The sequence below is a fragment of the Devosia sp. genome, assembly GCF_036563435.1.
Classification (GTDB): domain Bacteria; phylum Pseudomonadota; class Alphaproteobacteria; order Rhizobiales; family Devosiaceae; genus Devosia.
Genome location: NZ_DATCMJ010000012.1, coordinates 1 through 26,769 on the forward strand (window position 1 = coordinate 1; position 26,769 = coordinate 26,769).

Below are 26,769 nucleotides of genomic sequence, written 5' to 3' on the forward strand. Positions count from 1 at the left end.
GATCCCGCGAGTCCCGTGTCCGGCATAAAACCGGACGTCCCGAGACGGCAATTGTCTCACACTATAATCCCACAGAGGCGAAAGCCGTCTCGGGATCCGCCTAACTTCCAGAACCGCAACCCAGGCGGCGCTTGCGCACGCCTATACGTCGGAGCTGCGATACTCGATGCGGTCGCCCCAGAAAGCGAGGTGGTCACGGATCGGCTCGACCAGTGGACACGGATCGGGATAGTACCAGACCTGGTCCGGACCGTCGGCGGTCAGGGTCTTGAGGTTGTAGTAATGCGCCTCGCCCTTGTAGGGACAGGTGGTGCGGGTTTCGCTCATTTCGAGGATGTCCTCGCGTACGTCCGAGCGCGGCAGATAAATGCGCAGCGGCGCACCGGGCTCGTCCAGTTCGAGCGCGTTGAGCGAGGAGCCGATTTCGGCGCCGTCGAACAGCACGTGTACGCGGCCCTTGGCTTGGGTGATCTTGATATCCTTGTCCAGACATTGACGCGTCATGTTGGCCTGCCATCGTGGGTTTGAATTCGTGATGCAAAACAACGCACGAGGCGCAAAGGCGGTTCACGGAACCTTGACTCGGAAATGGGCCCGCCCTATATCCCCGTCACCCTGTTAGCACTCCCTTGTTGCGAGTGCTAACAGCACAAAGTTTGCATCCAAGCATGCTGCCAAAGGAGCTAAACATGGGCTTTCGTCCTCTGCACGACCGCGTGGTCGTCCGTCGCCTCGACAGCGAAGAAAAGACCAAGGGCGGGATCATCATCCCCGACACCGCCAAGGAAAAGCCGAGTGAAGGCGTGATCGTTTCGGTTGGCCCCGGCGCCCGCGACGAGTCCGGCAAGATCAATGCCCTCGACGTCAAGGCCGGCGACCGCGTGCTGTTCGGCAAGTGGAGCGGCACCGAAGTCAAGCTCAACGGCGAAGACCTGCTGATCATGAAGGAATCCGACATCATGGGCATCGTCGAAGCCTAAGCCGCTTCCCTGCCCTGTCGAATTTCCCCATCCACACTCTTTAAGGATTGCCACTCATGGCCGCTAAAGAAGTAAAGTTCTCCACCGACGCACGCGACAAGATGCTCCGCGGCGTCAACATCCTCGCCAATGCGGTGAAGGTGACCCTGGGCCCCAAGGGCCGCAACGTCGTGATCGAAAAGTCCTTCGGCGCTCCGCGCATCACCAAGGACGGCGTGTCGGTTGCCAAGGAAATCGAACTGGAAGACAAGTTCGAAAACCTCGGTGCCCAGCTCCTGCGCTCGGTCGCTTCCAAGACCAACGACGTTGCCGGTGACGGCACCACCACCGCGACCGTTCTCGGCCAGGCCATTGTCGTCGAAGGCGTCAAGGCTGTTGCCGCCGGCTTCAACCCGATGGACCTCAAGCGCGGCATCGACCTGGCTGTCGATGAAGTCGTGAAGTCGCTCCAGGCTTCGGCCAAGAAGATCACCTCGTCCTCCGAAGTCTCGCAGGTCGGCACGATCTCGGCCAATGGCGAGTCCTCGATCGGCGAAATGATCGCCGAAGCCATGCAGAAGGTTGGCAATGAGGGTGTCATCACCGTCGAAGAAGCCAAGACCGCCGAGACCGAACTCGATGTCGTCGAAGGCATGCAGTTCGACCGCGGTTACCTCTCGCCCTACTTCGTGACCAATGCGGAGAAGATGACCGCCGTTCTGGAAGATCCTGTGATCCTCCTGCACGAAAAGAAGCTTTCCAACCTCCAGACCATCCTGCCGCTGCTGGAGTCGGTCGTCCAGTCGCAGCGCCCGCTGCTGATCATTGCCGAAGACATCGAAGGTGAGGCTCTCGCGACCCTCGTCGTCAACCGTCTGCGCGCCGGCCTCAAGGTCGCTGCCGTCAAGGCTCCGGGCTTCGGCGATCGCCGCAAGGCCATGCTGGAAGATATCGCTATCCTCACCGGTGGCCAGGTCATCTCCGAAGAACTCGGCATCAAGCTCGAGAACGTGACCATCGACATGCTGGGTACTGCCAAGCGCGTTGAAATCACCAAGGAAAACACCACCATCGTTGACGGTGCCGGTTCCCAGGAAGACATCCAGGGCCGCGTCGGTCAGATCAAGGCGCAGATCGAGGAAACCACTTCGGACTACGACCGCGAAAAGCTGCAGGAACGTCTGGCGAAGCTCGCCGGTGGCGTTGCCGTGATCAAGGTTGGCGGCTCGACGGAAGTCGAAGTCAAGGAGCGCAAGGATCGCGTCGATGACGCCCTGAACGCGACCCGCGCCGCTGTTGAAGAAGGTATTGTGCCCGGCGGTGGCGTTGCCCTACTCCGCGCCTCGAACGCCCTCACTATCAAGGGTGCCAATGCCGATCAGGACGCTGGTATCGCCATCGTTCGCCGTGCTCTGCAGGAGCCCGTCCGCACCATCGCCAACAATGCTGGCGCTGAAGGTTCGGTCGTTGTCGGCAAGATCCTCGAGAACCCGGCTGCGTCGTTCGGCTATAACGCTGCCACCGGCGAATATGGTGACCTCGTCCAGCTCGGCGTGATCGACCCGGTCAAGGTCGTCCGTCATGCTCTCCAGGACGCAGCTTCGGTTGCATCGCTGCTGATCACCACCGAAGCCACCATCGTCGAAGCCCCCAAGGAAGCAGCACCGGCAATGCCGGGCGGCGGCGGCATGGGCGGCATGGGTGGCATGGATTTCTAAGTCCAGCTTCTCAGGAAAGCTTCGAGGTTCGTTTCTTCCCAGTCACGAACTTCGTGGAAGGCGCAGCGGCAACGCTGCGCCTTTTTTGTCCCCTCCGGGACTCCGGCCTGCTAGGATCAGGCAAAGGGAGGAACCGATGCGTACCACCAGACGTGGCAGTGCCTATGATCAGGCAGAGGCCGCCTTCAAGAGCGCAACCACCAAGCCCGCAGAGCCGGCGGCAAGGAAGCCCGCTGCTCCGCCCGAGGGCAAGGAGATGGTGTCCCTGCGCCTCGACCGCGCGGTGCTCGATCATTTCCAGGAAGACGGTCCCGGCTGGCAGGACCGGATCAATGCAGCGCTCCGTGCCGCGGCCGGTCTCGACCCGGCCTGAGGCGGCGCCTCAGCGGAAGAACAGCAGCTTTATCGCCAGCGCGATCGAAACGATCACCACCAGCGGACGGATCAGCGTTGCGCCATAGCGAATGCCGGTGCGGGCACCGATATAGGCCCCGATCACCTGGCCCGTTGCCATGGCCGCGGCGACCGGCCAAACCACCTGCCCCTGCGGGATGAAGATGGCCAGCGCGGCAAGGTTGGAGGTGAAGTTGAGCGCCTTGGTGCTGCCGGTCGCCCGCGTCAGGCCCAGGCCGAACAGCACAACGAAGCCGACGGTAAAGAACGATCCGGTGCCCGGACCGAAGATGCCGTCATAAAAGCCGATCGCAAAGCCCATGACCGGTACCAGCGCCGCAAAGGGCAGCCGCGAGACGCTGTCGGCATCCGACAGCTTGGGCGCAAAGAGGAAGTAAAGCGCAATGGCAATCAGCGCCACCGGCACCGCCATGTTGAGGAGCGAGGTGTCCACCCGGCTGACCGCCATCGCACCGAGGAGACTGCCGGCGAAGGTTGCGGCAATAGCCGGAACAAGACTGGAAAGGTTGACGAAGCCACGCCGCCAGTAAGTGGAAACGGCCATGGAGGTGCCCACCACCGACTGCATCTTGTTGGTAGCCAGCGCCGCCACCGGTGGCAGCCCTGCCGAAAGCAGCGCCGGAAGCGACAGCATGCCCCCTCCCCCAGCAATCGCGTCGACAAAGCCGGCAAGCAAGCCGACACAGGCCAGGGCCAGGAGAAGAAGGGGATCGAGCATATAAACCTGCTATTGGCCCGCGGGCGTACCGGCGACCCGGCGTTCATAGATGGGAATGTTGATCATCGACGACATGAACCCGCTCATCATCATCTGAAAGCCGGAGACAAGAGCCGTCATGGCAAGAATGGCCGGGCGCATGGTGGTATTGGAATCGAGATCGCCAAAATCGCGCGCGGCCCATTCGCCGAGCCCCCAAACGAGGGCCCCAAGCCCGATCAGCATTAGGGCGGCGGAAACGAGGAGAATACGCTCCAGCGTCAGCGCCTCGAGAAACCTGTCGTAGCTGTCCGAGCGGGGAATGAAGCCATAGCGCGAAGCAAAGCGCCGGCCGATGACGGCAAAGGAGATCGACTGCAGGCCCACGATGATGCAGAGCGCCGCCACCAGGAACGTATGGATGTCGAACGTTACGCTGCCATATCGCACCGGCCCCGGCAGCAGGACGCCGCCCACCACTAGGCCCATCCACAGCAGGGCCGCGCCGGGATAGAGGAACAGCCAGCGCGGGGAAAACAGCAAGAGGAAGCGGAGGTGTCGCCAGCCATCGCGGAAGGAGCGCAGATGCGGCGGCCGCGAGCGACCGTCCTTGCTGAGCGTCGTGGGAACTTCGCGTACCACCAGATGCGCCTGCGTCGCTTTCACCACCATTTCGGAGGCGAACTCCATGCCGGTGGTGCGCAGATATAGCCCCTGCACGGCAGCACGGGAGAAACCACGAAGGCCACAATGAAAGTCGCCAATCGAGGTGCGGAAAAACAACCGGCCAATAAAGCTCAGCACCGGGTTGCCGATATAGCGGTGATGCCACGGCATAGCGCCCGGCGCGATCCCCCCGCGAAAGCGGTTGCCCATCACGAGATCGGCGCCCTTACGCAACTCGGCAACAAAGGCATCGAGCGCACTGAAGTCGTAGCTGTCATCGGCATCGCCCATAATGACATAGCGGCCGCGTGCTGCCTCGATACCGCCGGCAAGCGCTGCGCCATAACCCCGCTGCGCCACCGGAACAACGACAGCACCCAGTTGGCGCGCAATCTCCTGCGAGCCGTCGGTAGACCCGTTGTCGGCGATCACTACCTCGCCCTGAATACCGGTGCGCCGGAGAAAGGCCTGTGCCTTGCTGATGCAGGTGGCAAGCGTTTCCGCCTCATTGAGGCAGGGCATCAGGATCGTCAGTTCCAGCTCTGCCACTTGCCTCTCCTCCGCTCAGAACTCGGCGGATGCTTCCAGACGCTGCAGGATGTGCTCGAGCTCTGCCCTACGCTCGGCCGACCAGTCAGCCGTCTTGGAAACAATCAGACAGGCTTCGCTCTGAAGCATCACACCGTCTTCGAGCACGCGCAGCCCATTGGCGGCAAGGGTAGAGCCGGTGGTCGTAATATCAACCACGATATCCGCAACACCCGAAGCAGGAGCCGCCTCCGTTGCGCCCAGGCTCTCCACCGTCCGATACTCGGCAATGCCGGCCTTGGCAAAATGCTGGCGGGTAATCGTGATATACTTGGTGGCAATCCGCAGCCAGCGGCCATGCCGAGCCCGGAAGTCGGACGCGACGTCTGCCAGATCGTGCATATGAGTCACATCGATCCACGCCTCCGGCACCGCAACGACGCAGTCCGCCTTGCCGAAGCCAAGCTTGCTGGCAATCGCCACACTCGCCGGGCCGCTCTCGCTGGTCTCGTGGATCAGGTCGAGGCCAGTGACGCCGATATCAATCGTGCCGCGAATAAGCTCGCGGGCGATCTCGGAAGCAGGATAGAAGCGTACAGTAACTTCAGGCAGGCCCTCGATGGCGCCAAGGTAGGAGCGTGGTCCACCGGGTCGGGTGATGGTCATGCCCCTGCCGGCAAACCACTCGCGCGTCAGCTCTTCCAAGCGTCCCTTCGACGGCACGGCCAGCGTGATCATGCCGCGACCTCCGCTTCGAGACGATCCACCCAGACCGAGCAGCCGGAGGCGGCGATCGGCGCCGTGGCGCCGAGCCGCTCGAGGAGGCGATCATATTGACCGCCCGAAGCAAGCACTTCCCCTTGTGGCCCGGTCATCTCGAACACGATGCCGGTGTAATAATCGAGCCTCGGCGAGAAGCCGGCATCGAAGCTGACGCGGCATTCGCCCAGCCCATCGAGGTGCCGGCGAATGGCACGGATCGGCGCGCCCAGCATCAGCCGGTGGCGGCTGGCAAGCGCTTCGATCTGCGTCAACGCCTGCAGCACGGGACCGGTAATGGAAAGATAGTCGCGCAGCAGCTTGAGCGTTTCGCCCGGCACGTGAGCCGCGTCCAGCGCCTGCTGCTCGAGGTAGCGATCGGCGATCTCGTCCGGGGTGCGCCCTTCGGAAAGGCTGAGGCCGCTGGCTACCATCTGCTCGGTCACTGTTTCCACCAGCTCCGCCCGGCTTGGCTGTTGCTCTCTGGGCAGATCGGGCGCAGCCTCGAGCCGCGACAGGAGACGCTGCAACGCCTCGGTGTGCCCGAAACGATTGCGGATGCGTGGGCGCCACGCATCGGGCATGTCGGTCTGCACCAGCAGGGCCTCGAAGAGTCCGACGCCGCCGAGGCGGATATCGGGCGCCACGCCGAAGATGGAAAGCGCGGCACGGGCGAAGGTCAGCACCTGGTCGAGCGCCACGTCACCGTCGGGCTGCGCCAAGAGCTCGATGCCCGCTTGGTCGAACTCGGCCGCGCCCGTTTCGCGCTGGCGGAAAATCGGGCCCATATAGGAAAAGGCGGCCGGCTCGCCGACTCCATTTTCGATATAGGCCCGCACGATGGGCAGTGTGAAATCGGGCCGAAGGCAGTATTCGGCGCCCGCCGTGTCGCTTGTCAGCAGCAGGCGGCGGCCGAACTCCTCGCCGGCAAGGTCGAAATAGGGGTCAGCCGGAAGCAGCAGGGGCGGCGTGGCGCGGGTTGCGCCCTGCGCTTCCACCAGAGCCTCGAGATGGGCGCGGCGAAGGGCGGCCCCGCTCATTGCTCGCTCAGCAGCTTCTGCACGGCGGAAACCAGGTCTTCGCGCTTGATCTCGAACTGTCCGGGCCGGGCAGCCTTCCACTCGGCATTGTCGGTGATGGCCGCAGCAGCCTCCTTGCCGGCGATCAGGTCCTTGATCTGCAGGATTCCTTGCTCGCGCTCCTGGGACCCTTCGATGATCACGATGGGCGAATTGCGCTTGTCGGCATAGGCGACCTGCTTGCCGAAGTTCTTGGTGTTTCCCAGGAACATCTCGGCTCTTATCCCCGCTTGGCGCAGCTCTGCTACCATGGCCTGGTAGCCAGCCATCTGCTCCTTGTCCATGACAAGGACAACGACAGGACCAGCGGGCTCCACGGCACCGAGATTGCCGGTCAGCTTGAGCGCGTTGGCAAGACGGGAGACGCCTATGGAAAAGCCAGTTGCGGGGACCGGCTCACGACGGAAGCGGGAGACCAGCCCATCGTAACGACCGCCGCCACCGACAGAGCCGAAGACCACGTCCTGCCCCTTTTCGTTCTGAACCTTGAAGGTCAGCTCGATCTCGAAGACGGGGCCGGTATAGTATTCAAGGCCACGCACCACCGACGGATCGAGGATCACACGCCCGCCGAAGCCCGCGGCGCTGACAAGGCCGAAGATGGCGGCCAGTTCCTGCACACCGGCCAGGCCAGTCTCGGAGCCTCCGATCAGCCCGGCCAGCGCGTTGATGGTGGAAACGACATGGGCATTGCTGCCGCGCTCCACGCCAGCGGCAGGCGTGCCGCTCTCGACATAGGCAAGGATTGGCTCGATCTGCTCGGGGGACAGTCCTGCACCTTTGGTGAAGTCGCCGCTCTCGTCCTTGCGTCCAGCGCCAAGGAGCAGCTTGACGCCTTCGGTGCCGAACTTGTCGAGCTTATCGATGGCGCGCAGGACGGTGAGCTTCTGTTCTTCGGTGGCAACGCCTGCCGTGGCAAGCACGCCGTCGAGGACCTTGCGGTTGTTGACGCGCACCACATACTGGCCCTGGAGGCCCAGCGCATCCATGACGTCGGCCATCATCATGCACATTTCGGCGTCGGCTTCCGGGCCACCGGCCCCCACCGTATCGGCGTCGAACTGCATGAACTGCCGGAAGCGTCCGGGACCAGGCTTTTCGTTGCGGAACACATAGCCCTGCCGATAGGAGCGATAGGGCTTGGGCAGCGTCTCGAAATTTTCGGCGAAGTGGCGGGCGAGCGGGGCCGTGAGGTCGTAGCGCAGGCTCATCCACTGCTCGTCATCGTCCTGCAGCGAAAAGACGCCGGCATTGGGCCGGTCGGTGTCGGGCAGGAACTTTCCCAGCGTTTCGGTATATTCGAGCAGAGGCGTCTCGACCGGATCGAAGCCATAGCGCTCGTAGACCTTCCTGATCGTGTCGATCATGGCACCGACGGCGGCGATCTCACCCGGCGTGCGGTCTTCGAAACCGCGGGGCAAGCGCGCGGCGATCAGCTTGGTCTTTTCGGTCATCTGAACGTCCTGAGAAGTCGCGGTGTTGTTAGCGGATCGCTGGCAGGGAAACAACAGCTTGCGCCCTCCGGCGGGTTTGGGGAGACCGGGACTGGCCCGGCCTCCCCCGCCTTACATGCTGGGTCTCCGCAGCGGGTCCGGAATGGTGGACTGGTTGCGGATATTGAGCCAATGGGCGGTGCCGGCGACTGGAGACAAGCCCAGATCGGCCCGCAGGTTTGCCGGCAGGTTCGGCGGCAGCCTTGGGCGGTTCCACCAGGCACCGATAGCCGCGGCGAGCACGGACAGCAGGCCGCGCTGGTAAACGGCGTCGGCAATGGAGAACTCAAGTCGCAGTGCCACGCTGCGCTCGGCGAGACTTTCATGAGACATGGTATGTTCCGGCGCGCCAAAGCACGATCCGGCCTTTGTTGGTTGAAGGGATGTGCGGATTCCGGACGAGAAACGACCCGGTTTCAGCACGTCACGGTTTGGGAGCTAGGATGTCCACGGCACAGGAGTGCCGAAGGGCGACAAGGAGGCTAAAGCCCTAGGCTTTGCGGCGATGTCGGAGAGTGGGACCCTGGCGGAGTACAAACATAGCTGTCATGTATGTGCCTCCCTCGGGTTGGCATTGTGGACGTGGTGCTTCTAGCTCGCGATTCCGTGATCCGCAACCCTGCCTGTGGCGGGATGACGCAGCTGCCGAGAAGTGTTGCTGCCCGGCAACAGCTACTTTGGCCGCACTAGGGCCTGGCGCTCCTGCTCGACCTCGCCGCGGCAGAAGCAGTCTTCGACATGATCGTTCACCAGGCCCATGGCCTGCATGAAGGCGTAGCAGGTGGTCGGCCCGACAAAGGCAAAGCCACGCTTGCGCAGGTCCTTGCTGAGGCGTTGCGAAGCCTCCGTCTGCGCCAGCCGGCGCAGGCTCTCCCAGCTAAGATCGTCCGGCCGATGCTCGGGCTTGGTCTCGAAGCGCCAGAAATATGCGGCAAGCGACCCGAACTCCCGCTGCAGTTCAAGCGCGCGACGCGCATTGTTGATGGTGGCCGAGATCTTGCCGCGGTGGCGGATGATCCCTGGATCGAGCAGCAACTGCTCGATGTCTGCCTCGGTCATGGCTGCAACCTTGGCGATGTCGAAGCCATGGAAGACTTCACGGAAACGCTCACGCTTGCGCAGGATGGTGATCCAGGAAAGACCAGATTGGAAACCTTCGAGGCAGATCTTCTCGAACAGCCGTGTATCGCTGGTGACGGGTCGGCCCCATTCGCGATCATGATAGTGGCGGTAAAGCGGATCGTCGCCTGCCCAGGGGCAGCGCGGCAGACCGTCGTTGGGAGACTCAGTGGACATGGACCGAAATTATCCCAGCTCTTAGCGGAGCGCTAACCATGAGCTTTATCAACGACCTAACTATTTCGCTTCACCGCCTATTGGGCTCATCGATGGCACTATCCCGCACCAGCCGCTTCGAGCAACACAGGTGCACACTGTCATGACCCCGATTAAGACGACCAGCGCGGCACTGCTGGCCCTGCTGATGACCTTTTCCGCTCTCACCCCCGCCGGAGCGCAGGGCTTGCGGCCCGGCTGGCGTTTTGCGCCGCCGCCGGGCGTCACCGTCGTCCAGCATAGTCCACGGCATGCGCTGCAGTTGCAGGCCAACACGCAGGTCAATCCGGTCTTTCTGCGCCAGATCGTGACCTATCCCACCAGCGAGCGCAGCGGCACGATCGTTGTCGATACACGCTCCCACTTTCTCTACTTCGTGCTCGGCGACGGAAGAGCACTGCGCTATGGCATCGGCGTGGCCAAGTCCGGCTTCGAATGGAGCGGCACGCATCGCGTCACCCGCAAGGCCGAATGGCCGAACTGGACACCGCCTGCAGAAATGCTGCGCCGCCGTCCCGATCTGCCGCGTCACATGGAAGGCGGACCCGGCAATCCGCTTGGTGCACGTGCGCTATACCTCGGTTCCACGCTCTACCGCATCCATGGCACGACAGAGCCCTGGAGCATTGGGCAGAACGTCTCCTCAGGCTGCATCCGCATGATCAATGCCGACGTCATCGATCTCTATGATCGCGTAAAACTCAACACCAAGGTGGTGGTCCTTTCCTAAGGATTTTCCCGCAGATTAGGCATGCTCCATCCGGGGCCGAGAACCCATGGGTCGACTGATGCGTTTTACCTCCCTGCTCCGCCGTTTCGGCCGTGACGAAAGCGGCGTCTTTGCCGTGATCTTCGGGCTTATGGCGATCGTTCTCGTCGCCATGGGCGGGGCGGTGGTCGACTATGTCGCGCTGGAGCAGACCCGCAACCGCGCCCAGATCGCACTCGACGCTGCGGCTCTGGCCTTGCAGCCCGAAATCACCAAGAAAGACTACAAGCAGGCCGACATCCTCGAACGCGCTGAGGACCTTGTGCTCAAGCAGATTGGCGACGCCAGCATCAGCGCCAAAGTCGATGGCATCCGCATCGACCAGGCGCGAGGATCACTGTTCCTGAGCGGAGAGTTCACGACCGCCACGAACTTCGTTCGCCTGGTCGGCATACAGGAGCTTACCGCGTCCTTCAGTTCCGAAGCCGTTCGTGGCGCGCTGGACATCGAAGTTGCGGTGGCGCTCGACATCACTGGCTCAATGTCAGGGACACGCATCGCCGACCTCCAGGCGGCGGCAAAAACCTTCGTGAACTCGATCGTTCAGAACGACCAAACGCAGAACAAGTCGCGCATGGCGCTTGTACCCTACTCCCAGGCTGTCAACGTCGCTCCTTATCAGGCTAGTATCCGGGGCCCCGAGCGTGCAGCCAAGCCATTGTCGAAGTTGGAATGGACAAGTGGGGCGGAGAAGGCGGTTACAGCAGAATTCTCCAACGGCCTCGTCACGATCGCCTCCACCAACCACGGCTACGCCAATGATGATTGGGTGTACCTTTGGAACGTATCGGTCAGTTCAGTTAATGCCCGGCCGTTTCAGGTCACCAATTCAAAGACGAACAGCTTCCAGCTTGCCGGCACCAATGAGCGTCCGAAGAACGACTACACGCGAAGCGCCAGGATCATAAAGTGTCTCTACCCCGGTTGCGACGTCAAGGTTACCTCGGCGAAACACGGCTTCAGCAACGGTGAATATATCCATGTGACCAATGTCGGCGGCATGACGGGTCTCAACAACAAGACCTTCCAAATCGGCAGCGTCACAACGGACACGTTGGTCCTGCTTGGGTCTGCCGCGGGTGGCGACGCCGACAGGCGCAGCTACACGACTGGAACTGGCAACCTGCACTGCACCTGGCAGAGCGCCGCCGAAACCTGCACCTATTATCGGTTCGCCACCGCCACCGGCGGCTGGCAAACCTTCGCCGTGACGAGTTGCGTCACCGAACGGGCCGCCAATGCGGCAACAGATGCCGCGTTCACCACCACCTTTGCTGGACGCAACTACCCCGCTTCCAACAACCCTTGCGTCGCGAATAGGATCGTGCCGCTTACGGCTGACAAAACTGCCCTGACCAATGCCATCAATGCCTTTGACGTCGAAGGTTCAACGGCCGGTCAATTGGGGATCGTTTGGGCATGGCACATGCTGTCACCCAATCTCGGCTACCTGTGGCCAAACAATGCACCGTCGAATTACAAAGACCCGAAGGTGTTCAAGGCAGCCATCATCATGACGGATGGCGACTTCAACACGGTACACTGTAATGGCGTAATCGCGCGAAATTCGACAAGCGGTAGCGGCAATGATTCCGAGAAGATCAACTGTGACGCTCACAATGGCGACGCTTACACGCAGGCCCGTGCTTATTGCGACGCCATGAAGAAAACTCAGAGCATAGAGATCTTCACCGTCGGCTTCGGTATTACTACCGGCAGTGCCGCTCAAAAGCTTCTCACTTACTGCGCAAGCAAGGCGGAGTATGCGTTGCTGACCAACAATAGCAGCGAACTCACCGCCGCCTTTGCCAAGATCGCCGCAAACATCTCGGCGCTGCGAATAGCTCAATGAGGAAGGGAGTGGTACCGCCTCCCCGGATCGAACGGGGGACCTCTAGATCCACAATCTAGCGCTCTAACCAACTGAGCTAAGGCGGCAATGCTCTGCAAGGGAGGGCTCGAAGCGCGTCCCGAAAGCGGGCGGAACATAGGGCGAGTTGCCGGCAATGACAAGCCGTGATTTTGCCTGTGGATGACTCCAGTGCAAGTGGCCGGCTTAACCATCTCAAAGGAACTGCCAGGCGACCCTGGGCCCTCCACTGGACCGGCAACGCCGCTCGCTATATTGAAGAAACCTTAAGTTTGCCGCGAAAGTTGTGCCGGAATGGCACGACGGTTCCGCATCCGTAGTGGAGTGTTGAGCGTATATGGATGCCGACTGGAGCACATCACCGAGCGCCCGCCGCGTGCTGCAGCACGCCGAGGACTCGCGCCCGGCATGGCTCTGGTCCGCGGACGGCCAGGAACTGCTCTGGCACAACGGCGCTGCCCCGCTCCTCAACGCCAAGCTGAAAAAACATGGGCTCAAGCTCATGGCTCCTGCTGTTCCCATTAAGGGGCAGGTCGCGCGCAATATCCGTCTCGGCTCCGTCGGCCGCACAAGCTTGGCGCGGATCCAGTTTCTGGCCGGCGAAAAGCCGGTCTCGAGCACCTGCGCCACAACGCCCTTGACGTGGGAAGACGGGCAGACGGCACTGCTGATTGTCGGCGTCGATCCCATCGCCGACGAGATCATCCAGGCCGCCAAGTCGCAGCAGGACACACCTGCGGTTGAGACGCGCCAGCCAGAGCTTCTTGCCACCGACAGCGAGCCCGCAGCAACGGTCGCAGAACACTTAGTTCAGTCAGCGCATGATCAGCCTGAAGTGCGTGACGAACACCAGACGGAGCCGGAGCAACCAATTGCTCACCAAGAGGCTGCTGGTGCGCAGGATGAGCCGGAGCACGCAAAGGCCGAACAGCCCTCTGGCGGATCCTCGGACGCCGAGCCCCTCATCGAACAAGAGCTGGCAAACTGGCAGGAGTCGGAGCAGGAAGAGGCAACATCGCCTGAAAAGGCAGTGCCTGATTTGCTAGCAACAAACTTGGAAGAACGTTCTGCTGCTCCCGACCATGAGCAAGAGGTTGCTCCTCCTCCAGCGCCAAGCCGGCTCAGTCTACTGGTCGACCGCTTGGCGGCTGATGAGGCACTTTTCACGCCGTTGACAGCGGCAGACGACGCACCACCACCCTCGCTGGCGATGGAAATTGTCGAGCCAGACGACAGGTCCGAAGCGCCCCAGGACGAATTGGAAGCGCCGGACCTGCCACCCGCACCAACTTCCCCTGCCCACGTTGATCAGGTGCCCGCACCGGATTCTGACCTCGAGCAGGCTCCTGCCGCTGAGATCATCCCTCCCCCGGCCCCACCCGCCGATCCGGAGGCCGTGGAGCGTGTATCGCGTTACAATTTTGATGAGCTCGCGCGGATACTGACCGACCGGGTTGGCGAACCAGCAGCGCCCGTGCCTGCTGAAACCCCACGTAGCGGCGGCGCCCTGATCAACCTCGGCGGGGAGACGCTGGTGCTGAACCGGCTGCCGCTCGGCATCCTGGTGTTCCGCGACCAGCAGGTGCTGTTTGCCAATCGTGCCATCACGGAGATGGTGGGCTATCCGTCAGTGGAAAGCCTCCGCTCGGCGGGGCTCGCCGCCGTCTTTCCGTCCGCCGGGCCCGACGGTGGCGATGATGCCGGGCCAGTTAATCACCTGGTGCAGCGGGACGGGACACTGGTGCCGGTAACGGCTCGCCTGCAGTCGATTTCGTGGCAGGGCAAGCCGGCGCTGATGCTGTCGGCTAGCGCTACCGAAGTGCGCACCAGCCATGAAGGAGCCGTGGCCGCGTTTGCGCGCAGCTTCGCGGACCTTCGGGGTGACGGCTATTTCGAAGCGACCCGGCAGGGTGTGATCAGCGCGGGCAGCCAGCGGGGCGTCGAACTTTTGGGCGGCAAGGGCATGCTCGAGGGCAAGGCGCTTTCGAGCCTCGTCAGCGCCTCGGATCTTTCTGCTTTGCGCGAATTCCTGGAGCGGCCGGCGCGGTTCGCGGAAACTGCCCGCCCGTGCCTGAGCCTGCGTGCTGCTGCCGGCCAGAGCGAGATCGCGCTCTTTGCCCAAGGCCAGGCAGGGGTGGTGACCGGCTATTTCGGCTTTGTTCGCGCTCGTGACATGGCGCCTGCAAGGCTGCCTGCAGGGACGGAGGCTGATCCGGCGCTTCTGGCGCGCATTAGCCGCGGCGTTCGGCGACCACTCAACACCATCATCGGCTTTGCCGACATGATCCGCTCCGAGGCCTTCGGCGCTGGCAGTCAGGAGCGCTTCGAGACTTACGCGCAGGATATCACCACGGCTGGCCAAGAAATCGCTGCCCTTGTTGATGAACTCGACGATTACGCGAGGCTGCGAGACGGCCGTTATCTGCCGCAACGAGCCAGCATCGACCTGACCAGCCTCCTCGAAAGTTGTGTCCTTCGCATTCGTCAGCAAGCGAGCGGCGCGCGAGTGATCGTACGCAACGCGATTTCGGAAACACTGCCACGCGTCACTGCCGACCGCGCCTCGCTTGCGCAGGCCGTGCTGAACCTCCTTGCCAGCGCAATCGACCAAACGCCCACCGGCGGCGGCGTGGTGATCTCGGCACATAGGGAAGATGACGGCAGCATCGCTGTCCACGTGCGCGACAGTTCCAATAATGCTGTGGACATGGCGGAACGCTTTGTGGTGTTCCGTGACGGTCCGGGGCGCGATGGGCAGATGATGGTGCCGGTGCGCTCCAGCATTGGCCTGGCGCTTACACGTTCGCTTTTGGCAGTGAACGCCTTCTCCCTCTCCGTCGATCCAGCAGGGGAACAGGGCATGCTGTTCACCATGATCATTCCGGCAGAGCTTGTGGAGAGCTCCTCGTCCGATGGGCGCAGCGAGTAAACGTTTGCGTCTCAGCTCTGATCTATAAGATCGGAGGCACAACCATTCCGTGCATCGCCGCAATGCAGGAAAGTATTACCAGAAGCTCGCTGCCCATGTTACTGGGAGAAAAACGCGCAAGAGCGCTCAGTCGGGGATGGACCATGGACAAGATCACCAAGGCAACGGCACTGGCATTGGCCCTCAGCACGGCGCTCGCCAGCGCAGCCTGGGCACAGCCGACCGAGGTCCGCATCGGCGTTGCACTCGAGCCACCCACTCTCGATCCGACGGCAGGTGCCGCCGAGGCCATCGACATCGTTGTCTACCAGAATGTCTTTGAAGGGCTGACCCGCATCGATGAGACCGGCGCGGTACAGCCGGGGCTCGCCGAAAGCTGGACCATTTCCGAGGACGGGCTGACCTACCGCTTCAAGCTCCATGATGGCGTGACGTTCCACGACGGCAGCACCTTCGATGCCGAAGACGTCAAGTTTACCTTTGACCGGATTGTGGCCGAAGACAGCGTCAACGCCCATCGCGAGTTCTTCGAGCCGATCTCGACCCTGACTGTCGTGGACCCGTTGACTGTCGAGATAACTCTGGAGCGCCCGATCGGCCGCTTCCTGTTTGATCTTGGTCGGGGCGACGCCGTGATCGTGGCGCCCGAAAGTGCCGCTGACAATGCCAACCAGCCGATCGGCACGGGTCCCTTCGCATTCGTCCAGTGGGACAAGGGCAGCCGGGTAATCCTTGAGGCCTATTCACCCTATTGGGGCGAGCCGGTCCACCTCAGCCGCGCGACCTATGTCTTCATCGGCGACACCGCCACGCTGACCAACGCCCTTTTGGCAGGCGATGTGGATGGCACCAACAACTTCGGCCAGGAAGCCCTCGGCGTGTTCGAAGGCAATCCACAGTTCACAATTCTGGCCGGCACGACCGAAGGCGAAACCATCCTCGGCACCAATAACCGCAAGCCTCCCTTCGACAATCCAAAGGTGCGCCAAGCCATGGCGCATGCTCTGGATCGGAAGGCCATCATTGACGGAGCAACCTATGGCTACGGCACGCCCATCGGCAGCGCCTTTGCGCCACACAATCCCTACTATGTCGACCTGACCGAGACCTACCCTCATGATGTTGAGGCAGCCAAGCGGCTCCTTGCCGAGGCGGGTTATCCGGAGGGGTTCACTGCGACCCTCAAGCTGCCGCCACTTGCCTATGCCAAGCTTTCCGGCCAGATCATCGCCAGCCAGTTTGCTGAAGTCGGCATTAAGCTCGAATTGATCAATGTGGAATTCGCCCAATGGCTGGAGGATGTCTACACCAACAAGGACTTTGATCTGACGATCATTAGTCATGTTGAGCCGTTCGACATTGGAAATTATACCAACCCGGACTACTACTTCGGCTACGACAATCCCGAATTCCAGGCTCTGATCGACACGCTGAATGGCACGACCGACGAGGCCGAGCGCAAGGAACTTGCCATCGAGGCGCAGACGATCTTGGCCAAGGATGCCGTTAATGGCTACCTCTTCCAGCTGCCGCAAACCGGTGTCTGGAACAGCAAGCTCACCGGCATGTGGAAGGACTCGCCCATCGAAGGGCTTGTGCTGCGCGACATCCGCTGGACCGAGTGAAAAGACTAGCGGATCGGCCGTGAAGCTCCTCAATCGAGCTGCCGCATGATCGTGTTCGCCCTGCGCCGGTTCCTTGGCTTCGCTGCGACCCTGCTGGTTGCAGCGGCAGTCATCTTCTGGCTGCTCGACCTTCTGCCGGGCGACCCGGCGCAGTTCATTCTCGGTATCAATGCCACGCCAGAATCGGTGGAGCGCCTGCGCGTCCAACTCGGCCTCGATGTGCCAGCACATCAGCGCTTCTTCGACTGGATTTGGGGCATGCTCGGTGGCGATTTTGGCCTCAGCTACACGCAGCGGGCGCCCGTCGGCGAGCTGATCTGGAACCGGCTGGGCGTGACGCTGCCGCTCGCTCTCCTGGCTATGCTCGTCTCCGTACTGGTTGGTCTGCCCGTTGGCATTCTCGCGGCACGGCGACGCGGCAAGGCGCTCGATACGGCGGTGATGCTGCTGGCGCAGACGGGTATCGCAATACCCGGCTTCTGGTTCGGCATGTTGCTGACGCTTTTGTTTGCTGTCACCCTTCGGTGGTTGCCGACCGGCGGCTTCATCCCCTGGCAGGAAGATCCGGCCGCAGCAATGCGCGGGTTGATCCTGCCGGGTCTTGCACTGGCCCTGCCCCAGGCCTCCATACTGGCGAGGGTGATGCGCACCGCATTGGTCGATGTCACCGGGCAGGACTATATCCGTACTGCCCGAGCCAAGGGTATGACCATGGGCGAAGCCGTATGGCGGCATGGTGTGCGCAACGCGCTACTGCCGGTCCTCACCATCCTTGGCCTGCAGTTCGCTTTCCTCATCGCCGGCACCATCATTGTGGAGAATGTTTTCTACCTGCCCGGTCTTGGGCGGCTTATCTTCACAGCCATCTCCGAACGCGATCTTGTCCTGGTCCGGGGAGCGACAATGATCCTCGTCGTGGCTATCACGGCAACCATGCTCCTCACCGATCTAACCTATGCCCTGGTCGATCCGCGGCTGCGTCAGGGGAGTGGCGCATGAGACGGTTCCTCGCTCATCCCAGCCTGATGGTCGGTCTCTGTGGAGCATTGGCGTTTCTTCTGCTGGGTTTGACCTCCCTCGTATGGACACCCTTTCCGATCGATCAAATCGACATCGGTCGCCGCTTTCTCGGCCCTTCTGCGGAGCATTGGCTGGGCACCGACAATCTGGGGCGTGACATGGCTTCGCTGGTTATGGCGGGCACCTGGACCAGTTTTCTGGTTGCGGCTATCGCCGTCTTCATCGGCATGGGCATCGGCGTTCCCTTGGGACTGGCGGCCGTGATCTGGGGCGGCGCGGTGGAATGGCTGGTCCTGCGCCTGTCCGACTTCATCTTTGCCTTTCCGGCGGTGATCGTCGCGATCCTGATCACCACCTTGGCGGGGCCGGGATCGATCAATGCAATCGTGGCGATCGGCATCTTCAATATTCCCGTTTTTGCCCGGGTGGCGCGGGGCGGTGCGCTTAGCATCGCCAAGCTCGATTTCGTCGCAGCCGCGCGGCTGACCGGGCTGGGCAACGCCATGATTGCCTGGCGGCACCTTCTCCCCAACATCATGAGCCTGCTGATCGTACAGGGGACCATCCAGATGTCACTGGGCATCCTTTCCGAGGCAGGCCTTTCCTATATCGCGCTTGGCACCCAAGCACCGGACACGAGTCTGGGACTGATGCTGCGGGAGGCGCAGGGAATGTTCCTGGTGCATCCATGGCTGACGCTGGTACCGGGTTCGGCCATCGTGCTGATCGTCATGGCGCTCAATCTTGCCGGCGACGGGCTGCGCGACGCGATCGACCCCAGGCTGAGGCAGAGCAGGTCCAATGTCCTTGCTTGATGTTTCAAATCTCTCCGTCCGCTTTGGACCCCTGGAAGTCGTCTCCGGCGTCGCCTTCTCAGTGGGCCGAAGCGAACGGTTCGGTATCGTGGGGGAAAGCGGCTCGGGTAAAACGGTGACCGCACTGGCTATCGCTGGCTTGCTTCCGGAAGGCGCCACCGCCACCGGTACGATCAACCTGGACGGGCAGCCCCTCCCCCGCCAAGAACACGAAATGGCTCGCCTCCGAGGCCGGCGCATCGGCATGGTCTTCCAGGAGCCGATGACCGCGCTCAATCCGCTCATGCGCGTCGGACGGCAGATCAACGAGGTGATTCAGCTCAACAGCCGAGAGGCTACTCCGCTTCCCGCCGTGGAAGGACTGCTTGCCGAGGTGGGCTTGGCGCCCGAGCATGCCGCACGCTACCCGCACCAGCTCTCTGGCGGACAAAGGCAGCGGGTGATGATTGCCATCGCTCTGGCTGGTCAACCCGATCTCTTGATTGCGGACGAGCCAACGTCGGCACTGGACCTTATTACTCAGGCCAAGGTGCTCGACCTCATCGCAGATATTTGCGAACGACGGCAGATGGCCCTGCTTTTTATCAGCCACGACCTCAAGGCCGTGGCCCGACTGTGTAGCCGCGTGGCCGTGATGCATGCCGGAAAGCTGGTGGAAAGCGGCACTACCGGCGCGGTGTTCGCCTCCCCACGCCAGAACTACACGCGAAAGCTCGTTGCCGCATCGCGCTTCGCGCCGCGGTCGCAGCAGCGGAGTGGCAAGGGCACGCCCCTCCTAGATGTGGCCGAGGTTACTCGGGACTACCGCCAAGGCGGTTTCCTGATGTGGGACGGACGACCCTTGAGGGCTGTCGACACCGTGCAGTTCACCATCGCAGAGGGTGAGTGCCTCGCACTGGTGGGCCCCTCGGGCTGCGGCAAGACCACGCTCGCCAAGATTGTTGTGGGACTGGACCGCGCAACGAGCGGCTTCATGCGCCTACGCGGTGTGACCTACCATGGGTCCGACCTGCCGCAAGAGCTGCGGCGCGACCTGTCGTTGGTCTTTCAGGACCCGTTCGGGAGCTTCAATCCGCGGCTCACTATCAAGGATTCGCTTGGCGAGCCGCTGCGGTTAGAGCCGCATCTGCCGCCTGAGGGGCGGCACGCCCGAGTAGTGGAAGTTGTGGAGGCGGTGGGCCTCGGCCAGGCTATGCTCGACCGCTATCCGCATGAGTTTTCCGGCGGCCAGCGCCAGCGCCTCGCCATTGCGCGTGCTCTTGTCACCAGGCCGCGGCTTTTGGTGCTGGATGAGCCCGTGTCGGCGCTGGACGTCTCGGTACGCGGCGAAGTGCTGGCTCTGCTGGCGCGACTACAGGCTCAGTTCGGCCTTACCTACCTCATCATCAGTCACGATCTGGACATGGTGGCGGCCATGGCAGACCGGGTGCTGGTGATGGAGGCGGGCCGGATCGTCGAAGAGGGCCAACCTGAGCAGATTTTTGCCGCACCGCAGCACCCGATGACGCGTGCCTTGGTGGGCGCACGTCTGCCAGACCTCGAAGCTTCGGCCTGACACCAGGCGACGGATGGCTAAAGCGTACCGATGTAAGCGCCGAATGGTTCGAGATCGATCTCGCCTTCGATCACCGCCGCGGTCACACCCGGGCAGCCGGCACTTACCGGCGCCATGCCCTCCGGCAGCGTGAATTCTGCAGAAGTTGCGCCCATGTTGAACACGCAGAGCAGGCGCTCGGTCCCGTCGTCACGAACAAAGGCGAGGACATCCCCTTCGGCCTCCATGAGTTCGATGCGGCCCTTGATCAGCGCCGGATGCTGCTTACGGAAAGCCAGGAGGGCTCGATAGAATTCCAGCACTGATCCTTCAACCCCGTGCTGGCTGTCCACAGCAGAGGTGAGATGTTCCGCCGGAACAGGCAGCCAGGTGCGCTCTGCCGTTGAAAAGGCTCCGTTTCGGACATGGGCCTGCCAAACCATGGGCGTGCGGCAGCCATCGCGGCCCTTGAATTCAGGCCAGAACTCGATGCCGTAGGGATCCACCAGGTCGTTGAAGGACAGCTCGGCCTCCTTGAGGCCCAATTCCTCGCCCTGGTAGAGGCAGACCGACCCGCGCATGGCGAGGATCAACGTGGCGGCGAGACGGGTGAAGGTCGCCTCCTGGCCATGCGCCGCCCAACGGCTAACGTGGCGAACCACGTCGTGATTGGAGAAGGCCAGGCAGATCCAGCCATCGGGTGCACTCACCTCGGTGGCCGCAATGGACTTGCGGAAGTGCTGGGCCGAGAATTCACCGCCAAGGTAGTCGAAGGTGTAGGCCATATGGAGCCGGTCATCACCTGACGTATATTGGGCCATGACTTCGAGCTGATGCTGGCTGTCGCCGATTTCGCCCACAGTTGTGGTGCCCGGATACTCATCCATCATTGCGCGCAGGCGCTTCAGGAAATCGAGGTTTTCCGGCCGCGACTTGTCGAACAGATGCTCCTGAAAATTGTAGGGATTTACCGCCGGTGCGGTGGATGCGTTGAAGTCCTCAGGCTTGACGACGGGATTGGATTCAAGACCGGGCGAGTGAAAATAGAAGTTCACGGTGTCTAGGCGGAAACCATCGACACCCCGCTCAAGCCAGAAGCGCATGTCGCTCAAGAGCGCATCCTGCACCTCGGGATTGTGGAAGTTGAGGTCGGGTTGGGAGACCAGGAAGTTGTGCATGTAATACTGCATGCGCCGGGAGTCCCACTGCCAGGCCGAGCCACCGAAAATCGACAGCCAGTTGTTGGGTGGGGTGCCGTCGGGCTTGGGATCAGCCCAGACATACCAATCGGCGCGCGCATTGGTGCGGTTCTGCCGCGATTCGGCAAACCAAGCATGCCGGTCGGAAGAATGACTGATCACCTGATCAATGATGACCTTTAGGCCCAGGGAATGGGCCTTCTGTACCAGATGGTCGAAATCTTCGAGCGTGCCGAAGCTCGGATCAATGCCGCGGTAGTCGGAAACGTCGTAGCCGAAATCCTTCATCGGCGAGGTGAAGACCGGCGACAGCCAAATGGCATCCACACCGAGATCGGCAACATAGTCGAGCCGGCTGGTGATGCCGGCGAGATCGCCGATGCCGTCGCCATTCTGGTCCTGGAACGAGCGCGGATAGATCTGGTAGATCACCGCTCCCCGCCACCAGTCCCGATCTACCACCTTTTCCGTTTCGCGATGGGGCTCAGTCATCATGGTCACGGCGGACATGGGCAACTCCTGGCAGTGTCAACGGGTGGTAGCACCGGTGCGGCCAGAGAGGAATGGACGATCAGAGACCGAGTTCCGCCCGCAATGCGTCAATCCGCTTCGATGCTTCGGCCTTGCTCAGGTCCTCCGCGAAACTGTCCGGCTTGTTTGCCTGCTCTGAGAGAGTCTTCAGGTAGGAAGCCTGGGCATCGGTCATGGGATCATCGCCGGTCGTCCAGTCGTCCGGATCCTTTTCCAGGTTCGAGTGTTCGCTCGGCGTAACCTTGGGATTGCTGTTGGACATAAGAGAACTCCGCTAGAGATGTTCTCATAATGTTCACCAGCCTATCGGGTTCCTAACGCGTGTTGTGCAACATGCCCTGAAAGGCGCGGTAGCTCGACTTGGGCGTACGCATCTGCGTCTCATAATCGACGTGAACGATGCCGAAGCGCTTGTTGTAGCCCTCTGCCCATTCGTAGTTGTCGAGCAGCGACCAGGCGAAGTAGCCCCGCACGTCGGCTCCCTTTTCCCGCGCAGCAAGCACAGCCTTGAGATGATCGTCATAGTAGCGGATGCGGCGTGGGTCGTCGTCACCTTCTACTTCTGCCATGCCGTTCTCGGTGACGTAGAGCGGGATCTTGGTGTAGTCGCGAGAAACGCGGACAAGCAGATCCTCAAGCCCCTGAGGGTAGATCTCCCAGCCGATGTCGGTCTTTTCAAGCGGCCCCTTGACCTGCTCTGCCGGCGGCCCGCCTGGCTTGCCGGCCTTGTAGAGGCCGCGGGTATAGTAGTTGATTCCCAACCAATCAAGAGGACGGGAGACAACCTCCATGTCCTTCTCATAGCCCTGCGGCAGGTGACTACCCAACCAGTCGGTGACCTCTTGGGGATACTGACCCTTGAGCACACCGCCCAGGTACCAACGGTTGAAGATGGCGTCGCCCATGTTCATGGCAGCGACGTCTTCTGGCGCGTCGGTGGCGGCTTCCGACTTCTCGAGATTGAGAACGATGCCCAGGTTCTTGGCGCCGCCGGCACGCAGGGCGTCGATAGCCGTTCCATGTGCGAAGAGTACGTGGTGCATGGCACGGGCAGCAGCACGCATGTCGCGGTAGCCCGGCGCATGGATACCCAGATAGTGGCTGAGGAAGGCGACGCACCATGGTTCGTTGATGGTTGCGGTTGCGGCCAGCCGATCGCCGAACTTGTCGGCGATGAGGGCAGCATAGTCGGCCAGCCAGCCAGCAATGTCGCGGTTCATCCACCCGCCACGGTCCTGCAGTGCGGAGGGCAAGTCCCAATGGTAAAGGGTGGCATAGGGTTTGATGCCGCGCTCGAGCATGCCGTCAACCAGCCGGTCATAGAAATCAATGCCGGCGTGGTTCACAGCGCCCGTCCCTTCCGGGATCAGGCGCGGCCAGGAGAAGGAAAAGCGGTAGGAATCGAACCCGCCATCGCGGATTAGGTCGAGATCCTGCGGCCAGAGCTCATAATGGTTGCAAGCGTTCCGCCCGGTGTCGCCATTCTGGACATTGCCGGGCGTAGCCGAAAAGCTGTCCCAGATGGAGGGGCCGCGACCATCGCGCTGGCCACCCTCGATCTGATAAGCGGCCGTCGCCACGCCAAAGGTAAAACCCGGACCGAAGTCCTTGCGATCGATTGTGAACATGTCCGCCCCTCGGCCTCCCGCCGTCCCTGAGGACGGGAATAGCGCAGGTTTTAGGCTCATGCAATCGATTGCAGTGAATACTCAGCTGCGGATTTGCGGCGTATTCCGCAGAATCTGCCGGGCAACAGCGCGGAACGCCTGTGCCTCAGGCTCCTTTGGCGCGGAGGCGACGGGGGGCACCCCTGCGTCCGATCTCTCCCGGATCGACATCACCAGCGGAATAGAGCCTAAGAATGGAATGTTCAGGCTAGCCGCGGCTTTCTCGGCACCGCCGGAGCCAAAGATGTCGTAGCGGGCGCCGGTATCCGGGGCGATGAAGTAGCTCATGTTCTCGACGAGGCCGAGGATCGGAACCTGGAAGCGCGGCAGCATGTCGATGGCCTTCTTGGCATCAATCAGCGCCAGATCCTGCGGCGTCGAAACAATGACAACGCCGTCCACTTCCGCCTGCTGAAACAGCGAGATGTGGATATCGCCGGTGCCCGGCGGCAGGTCGATAACCAGAATGTCGAGTTCGCCCCAGTCCGTTTCGCGGAGAAGTTGGCGCAAGGCTGAGGTGGCCATCGGGCCGCGCCAGACCACCGCTTGATCCTTGATCAGCATGGAGCCGATGGACATAGCCTTGAGACCGAAGGCCTCATGCGGGGAAAAGATGCCGTCGTCGCGGATGGCCGGCTGGCCTTCGAGCCCCAGGAGCTTGGGTATAGATGGGCCATATAGATCGGCGTCGAGGATTCCGACACGCATGCCTTCTGCCTTCAGCGCCAAGGCAATGTTCACCGCGGTGGTAGATTTGCCCACACCGCCCTTGCCCGAGCCCACGGCGATGATGTGCTTGATGCCGGGCACCGGCGTCTTCCCTGGAGGAACCGGTTTGCCGTGGGAGAAGGTGGCGCCGGCCTTTGCGGGTGGCTTGCCGCCGGTCAGGGAGACCATGATCTTGCGTGTGCCGGCGACCCGTTGCGCCACGGCGGCGGCCTGTTCGCGCGCGGGGCCGAAGGCCGCTTCCATGCCGGGCGCCACGGCTATGGCGAAGGCAACAGCGCCCGGGGTGACGATGATGTCGGAGAGGCCAGCATAGCCCGCAAGATCACCGCCACCGGGGATGTCAACCTCAGCAAGAGCAGACTTAATCGCGGCGGTAAGTTCGACATCGGCCATTCGGGGACCTCATAAAGACAGAAGACCTCACCTTTACGCTGAGGTCTCCCGGATAGTCGTTGATCTGGCACAAGGACCGACGGCGCGGCCTTGTTGACGATCTCTAAAGGATCGACTGGCCGGTACCGGCCCAATCCTTGAGGAAGCCTTCGATGCCGGCATTGGTCAGCGGGTGGTCGGCAAGCTTGCGGATCACGGCAGGTGGGATGGTGGCGACATCAGCGCCAGCCAATGCGACCTGGGTCACATGGTTTGGCGACCGGATCGAGGCGGCCAGGATTTCGGTGTCGAAAGCATAGTTGTCGTAGATGACGCGGATGTTTTCGATCAGCTCAACGCCATCGAGGTTGATGTCGTCGAGGCGGCCGAGGAAAGGCGAAATGTAGGTCGCGCCGGCCTTAGCGGCGAGCAGCGCCTGGTTGGCCGAGAAACAGAGCGTCACGTTGGTCTTGATGCCGCGTTCCTTGAAGGTCTTGGTGGCCTTGAGCCCCGCAAGGGTCAGCGGCAGCTTGACCACGACGTTTTCGGCCAGGGCAGCCAGGACTTCGCCCTCTGCGATCATGCCGTCATATTCAAGGCTGGCAACCTCGGCCGAGACGGGACCTGGAGTCACAGAGCAGATTTCCTTGACCACTTCCTTGAAGTCGCGGCCAGACTTGGCGATCAGCGAGGGGTTTGTGGTGACGCCATCGACTAGACCAGCGTCATGGAGCTCCCTGATGTCCTTGATTTCAGCGGTATCGACAAAGAACTTCATGATCTTCCTCCAGAGTGCCCGTTGGGCAAAAAATGTAGCACGGCAAAGGCTTGCCGCAAGGGCAAAGGCTAGTTGATGGCCGCCAGCAGAGCATCGGCAAGGTCGCCGATGCGATCTTCGGGGATGCCCGCGACATTGATGCGACTGTCGCCGATCATATAGACGCCATTGGCGGCTTTAAGATGTTCAACTACCGAATTTTCCAGCCCAAGCAGCGAAAACATGCCGCGATGGCTGGCGATGAAGTCGAAATCCTTGGAATTGGACTTCTGCCGGATGGCCTCGCTGAGCTTTTCGCGCAGGTCGATCATGCGGGCGCGCATCTGGTTGAGTTCGGATTCCCACTCAGCGCGCAGCTCGGCATCTTCGAGGATCGTGCGGATGATCTCGGCGCCATGATCGGGTGGCTGCGAGTAGGCACCGCGGATAATGTTGAGCAGCTGCGACTGCGTGACGTCGGCTTGCGCAGCGTCGCGGGCGATGAGGATGGCAGCACCAACGCGCTCGCGATAGAGGCCAAAGTTCTTCGAGCCGGAGAAAGCGACAAGTGCCTCTGGAACGGCGGCAAGGACCTTGCGCGTGCCGTAAGCGTCGGCTTCGAGGCCGTCGCCGAAGCCGAGATAGGCTAGGTCGATGAAGGGCAAGGCGCCGGTGCGGGCTAGGCTTTCGGCGACTTTGTCCCACTGGGCAGGCGTGAGGTTGGCACCAGTCGGGTTGTGGCAGCAGCCATGGAGTAGCACCACATCGTCGCTGCCGAGCTTGTCGAGCGAGGCCAGCATGGCATCGAACTTGACGCCCCGGGTGTCGGCATCGAAGTAGGGGTAGGTCTGGACCTTGAGGCCGGAATTCTCGGCAATCGGGTTGTGATTGGGCCAGGTCGGGTCCGAAACCCAAACGGTGGCGCCGGGGCGGGCGCGGTTGATCAGTTGCATCAGCACCCAGAGCGAACCCGTGCCGCCGGGGGCTTGCGCGATGCGGACGCGGGAGCGCTCGACACTGTCGCCGAGCGCGAGATCAAGCACCGCCGCGCCGAAGCCTTTGTTGCCGGCAATGCCAAGGTAGGTCTTGGTCTTTTCGTTTTCGAGGATGCGCTGCTCTGCCTTGCGGACCGCCGACATGACGGGCGTCACGCCCTTCTCGTCCTTGTAGACGCCGACGCCGAGGTCGATTTTGGTGGGACGCGGATCGGCGGCGTATTCGCCCATAAGCGCCAGGATCTTGTCGCCGGGGGCCTTGGAGAGGGTCTCGAACATTGGAGCAGGTATTCCGGTGGGAGGCGGGGT

Annotated in this window: 24 protein-coding genes and 1 tRNA gene; 10 read left to right on the top strand and 15 right to left on the bottom strand. The window is 62.0% G+C overall.

Annotated features, from left to right (window positions below; translation table 11 throughout):
- Positions 1 to 141: 141 nt before the first annotated feature.
- Positions 142 to 504 (bottom strand): DUF427 domain-containing protein, encoded by a 363-nt coding sequence (locus tag VIL88_RS05975; RefSeq protein WP_331986952.1) that lies wholly within the window; start codon positions 502 to 504, stop codon positions 142 to 144.
- A gap of 185 nt (positions 505 to 689) precedes the next feature.
- On the opposite strand from VIL88_RS05975, the gene VIL88_RS05980 reads away from it, so the two are divergent.
- The 3 genes from VIL88_RS05980 to VIL88_RS05990 all read left to right on the top strand — a co-directional run bounded on the left by VIL88_RS05980 (position 690) and on the right by VIL88_RS05990 (position 3,050).
- Positions 690 to 980 carry a co-chaperone GroES gene (locus VIL88_RS05980; RefSeq protein ID WP_314261954.1) on the top strand — a complete coding sequence of 97 codons (291 nt, stop codon included), beginning with the start codon at positions 690 to 692 and terminating at the stop codon, positions 978 to 980.
- Positions 981 to 1,036: 56 nt separating this feature from the next.
- Positions 1,037 to 2,677, top strand: a complete 1,641-nt coding sequence (groL, locus tag VIL88_RS05985; protein WP_331986955.1) for a chaperonin GroEL — start codon at positions 1,037 to 1,039, stop codon at positions 2,675 to 2,677.
- Positions 2,678 to 2,813: 136 nt separating this feature from the next.
- Positions 2,814 to 3,050, top strand: coding sequence for a BrnA antitoxin family protein (locus VIL88_RS05990; protein WP_331986957.1), 237 nt, complete (start codon positions 2,814 to 2,816; stop codon positions 3,048 to 3,050).
- Positions 3,051 to 3,059: 9 nt separating this feature from the next.
- Here VIL88_RS05990 and VIL88_RS05995 read toward each other — a convergent pair whose 3' ends face one another.
- From VIL88_RS05995 to VIL88_RS06025, 7 genes are all read right to left on the bottom strand, one after another.
- Positions 3,060 to 3,809, bottom strand: a complete 750-nt coding sequence (locus VIL88_RS05995) for a TSUP family transporter (protein WP_331986958.1) — start codon at positions 3,807 to 3,809, stop codon at positions 3,060 to 3,062.
- Positions 3,810 to 3,818: 9 nt separating this feature from the next.
- Positions 3,819 to 5,003, bottom strand: a complete 1,185-nt coding sequence (locus tag VIL88_RS06000) for a glycosyltransferase family 2 protein (protein ID WP_331986960.1) — start codon at positions 5,001 to 5,003, stop codon at positions 3,819 to 3,821.
- A gap of 15 nt (positions 5,004 to 5,018) precedes the next feature.
- Positions 5,019 to 5,720, bottom strand: coding sequence for an ATP phosphoribosyltransferase (hisG, locus tag VIL88_RS06005; RefSeq protein WP_331986962.1), 702 nt, complete (start codon positions 5,718 to 5,720; stop codon positions 5,019 to 5,021).
- On the bottom strand, positions 5,717 to 6,781 hold the full coding sequence (locus VIL88_RS06010; RefSeq protein ID WP_331986964.1) for an ATP phosphoribosyltransferase regulatory subunit: 1,065 nt from the start codon (positions 6,779 to 6,781) through the stop codon (positions 5,717 to 5,719). Before VIL88_RS06010 ends, hisG begins: the two co-directional genes overlap by 4 nt.
- Positions 6,778 to 8,274, bottom strand: a complete 1,497-nt coding sequence (gene hisS / locus VIL88_RS06015) for a histidine--tRNA ligase (RefSeq protein WP_331986966.1) — start codon at positions 8,272 to 8,274, stop codon at positions 6,778 to 6,780. Before hisS ends, VIL88_RS06010 begins: the two co-directional genes overlap by 4 nt.
- Positions 8,275 to 8,385: 111 nt before the next feature.
- Positions 8,386 to 8,646 carry a hypothetical protein gene (locus VIL88_RS06020; RefSeq protein WP_331986968.1) on the bottom strand — a complete coding sequence of 87 codons (261 nt, stop codon included), beginning with the start codon at positions 8,644 to 8,646 and terminating at the stop codon, positions 8,386 to 8,388.
- Between the two features lie 339 nt (positions 8,647 to 8,985).
- Positions 8,986 to 9,609 (bottom strand): DNA-3-methyladenine glycosylase I, encoded by a 624-nt coding sequence (locus VIL88_RS06025; protein ID WP_331986970.1) that lies wholly within the window; start codon positions 9,607 to 9,609, stop codon positions 8,986 to 8,988.
- Positions 9,610 to 9,796: 187 nt separating this feature from the next.
- Between VIL88_RS06025 and VIL88_RS06030 the strand changes: the two genes are divergently transcribed.
- Positions 9,797 to 10,378, top strand: coding sequence for a L,D-transpeptidase (locus tag VIL88_RS06030; protein WP_414650114.1), 582 nt, complete (start codon positions 9,797 to 9,799; stop codon positions 10,376 to 10,378).
- Between the two features lie 58 nt (positions 10,379 to 10,436).
- Positions 10,437 to 12,269 (top strand): pilus assembly protein TadG-related protein, encoded by a 1,833-nt coding sequence (locus VIL88_RS06035; RefSeq protein WP_331986973.1) that lies wholly within the window; start codon positions 10,437 to 10,439, stop codon positions 12,267 to 12,269.
- A gap of 9 nt (positions 12,270 to 12,278) precedes the next feature.
- Here the strand turns inward: VIL88_RS06035 and VIL88_RS06040 are convergent.
- A tRNA-His gene (locus tag VIL88_RS06040) sits at positions 12,279 to 12,355 on the bottom strand.
- Positions 12,356 to 12,624: 269 nt separating this feature from the next.
- Here VIL88_RS06040 and VIL88_RS06045 point away from each other — a divergent pair.
- The 5 genes from VIL88_RS06045 to VIL88_RS06065 all read left to right on the top strand — a co-directional run bounded on the left by VIL88_RS06045 (position 12,625) and on the right by VIL88_RS06065 (position 20,231).
- Positions 12,625 to 15,216 carry a sensor histidine kinase gene (locus tag VIL88_RS06045; protein ID WP_331986975.1) on the top strand — a complete coding sequence of 864 codons (2,592 nt, stop codon included), beginning with the start codon at positions 12,625 to 12,627 and terminating at the stop codon, positions 15,214 to 15,216.
- Between the two features lie 143 nt (positions 15,217 to 15,359).
- The gene (locus VIL88_RS06050; RefSeq protein ID WP_331986977.1) at positions 15,360 to 16,841 is read left to right on the top strand and encodes an ABC transporter substrate-binding protein; all 1,482 of its coding nucleotides are present in this window, start codon (positions 15,360 to 15,362) and stop codon (positions 16,839 to 16,841) included.
- 45 nt (positions 16,842 to 16,886) lie between these two features.
- Positions 16,887 to 17,840: an ABC transporter permease gene (locus VIL88_RS06055; protein ID WP_331986979.1), complete on the top strand. Its 954-nt coding sequence runs from the start codon at positions 16,887 to 16,889 to the stop codon at positions 17,838 to 17,840.
- Positions 17,837 to 18,676 (top strand): ABC transporter permease, encoded by an 840-nt coding sequence (locus tag VIL88_RS06060; RefSeq protein ID WP_331986981.1) that lies wholly within the window; start codon positions 17,837 to 17,839, stop codon positions 18,674 to 18,676. Before VIL88_RS06055 ends, VIL88_RS06060 begins: the two co-directional genes overlap by 4 nt.
- Positions 18,663 to 20,231 carry an ABC transporter ATP-binding protein gene (locus VIL88_RS06065; protein ID WP_331986983.1) on the top strand — a complete coding sequence of 523 codons (1,569 nt, stop codon included), beginning with the start codon at positions 18,663 to 18,665 and terminating at the stop codon, positions 20,229 to 20,231. Before VIL88_RS06060 ends, VIL88_RS06065 begins: the two co-directional genes overlap by 14 nt.
- Positions 20,232 to 20,248: 17 nt before the next feature.
- On the opposite strand, the gene VIL88_RS06070 is transcribed toward VIL88_RS06065, so the two are convergent.
- The 6 genes from VIL88_RS06070 to VIL88_RS06095 all read right to left on the bottom strand — a co-directional run bounded on the left by VIL88_RS06070 (position 20,249) and on the right by VIL88_RS06095 (position 26,739).
- Positions 20,249 to 21,919 carry an alpha-glucosidase family protein gene (locus tag VIL88_RS06070; RefSeq protein ID WP_331986985.1) on the bottom strand — a complete coding sequence of 557 codons (1,671 nt, stop codon included), beginning with the start codon at positions 21,917 to 21,919 and terminating at the stop codon, positions 20,249 to 20,251.
- Between the two features lie 61 nt (positions 21,920 to 21,980).
- Positions 21,981 to 22,202 (bottom strand): DUF3072 domain-containing protein, encoded by a 222-nt coding sequence (locus tag VIL88_RS06075; RefSeq protein ID WP_331986987.1) that lies wholly within the window; start codon positions 22,200 to 22,202, stop codon positions 21,981 to 21,983.
- Between the two features lie 52 nt (positions 22,203 to 22,254).
- Positions 22,255 to 23,568, bottom strand: coding sequence for a GH1 family beta-glucosidase (locus VIL88_RS06080; RefSeq protein WP_331986988.1), 1,314 nt, complete (start codon positions 23,566 to 23,568; stop codon positions 22,255 to 22,257).
- Between the two features lie 81 nt (positions 23,569 to 23,649).
- Positions 23,650 to 24,729, bottom strand: coding sequence for an Mrp/NBP35 family ATP-binding protein (locus VIL88_RS06085; protein WP_331986990.1), 1,080 nt, complete (start codon positions 24,727 to 24,729; stop codon positions 23,650 to 23,652).
- A gap of 103 nt (positions 24,730 to 24,832) precedes the next feature.
- Entirely contained in the window at positions 24,833 to 25,486 is a 654-nt protein-coding gene (fsa, locus tag VIL88_RS06090; RefSeq protein ID WP_331986991.1) for a fructose-6-phosphate aldolase, read from the bottom strand.
- 68 nt (positions 25,487 to 25,554) lie between these two features.
- A complete protein-coding gene (locus tag VIL88_RS06095; RefSeq protein ID WP_331986993.1) occupies positions 25,555 to 26,739 on the bottom strand; it encodes an amino acid aminotransferase in 1,185 nt (394 codons plus the stop codon).
- Between the last annotated feature and the right edge of the window lie 30 nt (positions 26,740 to 26,769).

Coding starts and splice junctions, on each gene's coding strand:
- VIL88_RS05975 (WP_331986952.1), bottom strand. CDS start 504: ATGACGCGTCAATGTCTGGACAAGGATATCAAGATCACCCAAGCCAAG.
- VIL88_RS05980 (WP_314261954.1), top strand. CDS start 690: ATGGGCTTTCGTCCTCTGCACGACCGCGTGGTCGTCCGTCGCCTCGAC.
- groL (WP_331986955.1), top strand. CDS start 1,037: ATGGCCGCTAAAGAAGTAAAGTTCTCCACCGACGCACGCGACAAGATG.
- VIL88_RS05990 (WP_331986957.1), top strand. CDS start 2,814: ATGCGTACCACCAGACGTGGCAGTGCCTATGATCAGGCAGAGGCCGCC.
- VIL88_RS05995 (WP_331986958.1), bottom strand. CDS start 3,809: ATGCTCGATCCCCTTCTTCTCCTGGCCCTGGCCTGTGTCGGCTTGCTT.
- hisG (WP_331986962.1), bottom strand. CDS start 5,720: ATGATCACGCTGGCCGTGCCGTCGAAGGGACGCTTGGAAGAGCTGACG.
- VIL88_RS06010 (WP_331986964.1), bottom strand. CDS start 6,781: ATGAGCGGGGCCGCCCTTCGCCGCGCCCATCTCGAGGCTCTGGTGGAA.
- hisS (WP_331986966.1), bottom strand. CDS start 8,274: ATGACCGAAAAGACCAAGCTGATCGCCGCGCGCTTGCCCCGCGGTTTC.
- VIL88_RS06020 (WP_331986968.1), bottom strand. CDS start 8,646: ATGTCTCATGAAAGTCTCGCCGAGCGCAGCGTGGCACTGCGACTTGAG.
- VIL88_RS06025 (WP_331986970.1), bottom strand. CDS start 9,609: ATGTCCACTGAGTCTCCCAACGACGGTCTGCCGCGCTGCCCCTGGGCA.
- VIL88_RS06030 (WP_414650114.1), top strand. CDS start 9,797: ATGACCTTTTCCGCTCTCACCCCCGCCGGAGCGCAGGGCTTGCGGCCC.
- VIL88_RS06035 (WP_331986973.1), top strand. CDS start 10,437: ATGCGTTTTACCTCCCTGCTCCGCCGTTTCGGCCGTGACGAAAGCGGC.
- VIL88_RS06045 (WP_331986975.1), top strand. CDS start 12,625: ATGGATGCCGACTGGAGCACATCACCGAGCGCCCGCCGCGTGCTGCAG.
- VIL88_RS06050 (WP_331986977.1), top strand. CDS start 15,360: ATGGACAAGATCACCAAGGCAACGGCACTGGCATTGGCCCTCAGCACG.
- VIL88_RS06055 (WP_331986979.1), top strand. CDS start 16,887: ATGATCGTGTTCGCCCTGCGCCGGTTCCTTGGCTTCGCTGCGACCCTG.
- VIL88_RS06060 (WP_331986981.1), top strand. CDS start 17,837: ATGAGACGGTTCCTCGCTCATCCCAGCCTGATGGTCGGTCTCTGTGGA.
- VIL88_RS06065 (WP_331986983.1), top strand. CDS start 18,663: ATGTCCTTGCTTGATGTTTCAAATCTCTCCGTCCGCTTTGGACCCCTG.
- VIL88_RS06070 (WP_331986985.1), bottom strand. CDS start 21,919: ATGTCCGCCGTGACCATGATGACTGAGCCCCATCGCGAAACGGAAAAG.
- VIL88_RS06075 (WP_331986987.1), bottom strand. CDS start 22,202: ATGTCCAACAGCAATCCCAAGGTTACGCCGAGCGAACACTCGAACCTG.
- VIL88_RS06080 (WP_331986988.1), bottom strand. CDS start 23,568: ATGTTCACAATCGATCGCAAGGACTTCGGTCCGGGTTTTACCTTTGGC.
- VIL88_RS06085 (WP_331986990.1), bottom strand. CDS start 24,729: ATGGCCGATGTCGAACTTACCGCCGCGATTAAGTCTGCTCTTGCTGAG.
- fsa (WP_331986991.1), bottom strand. CDS start 25,486: ATGAAGTTCTTTGTCGATACCGCTGAAATCAAGGACATCAGGGAGCTC.
- VIL88_RS06095 (WP_331986993.1), bottom strand. CDS start 26,739: ATGTTCGAGACCCTCTCCAAGGCCCCCGGCGACAAGATCCTGGCGCTT.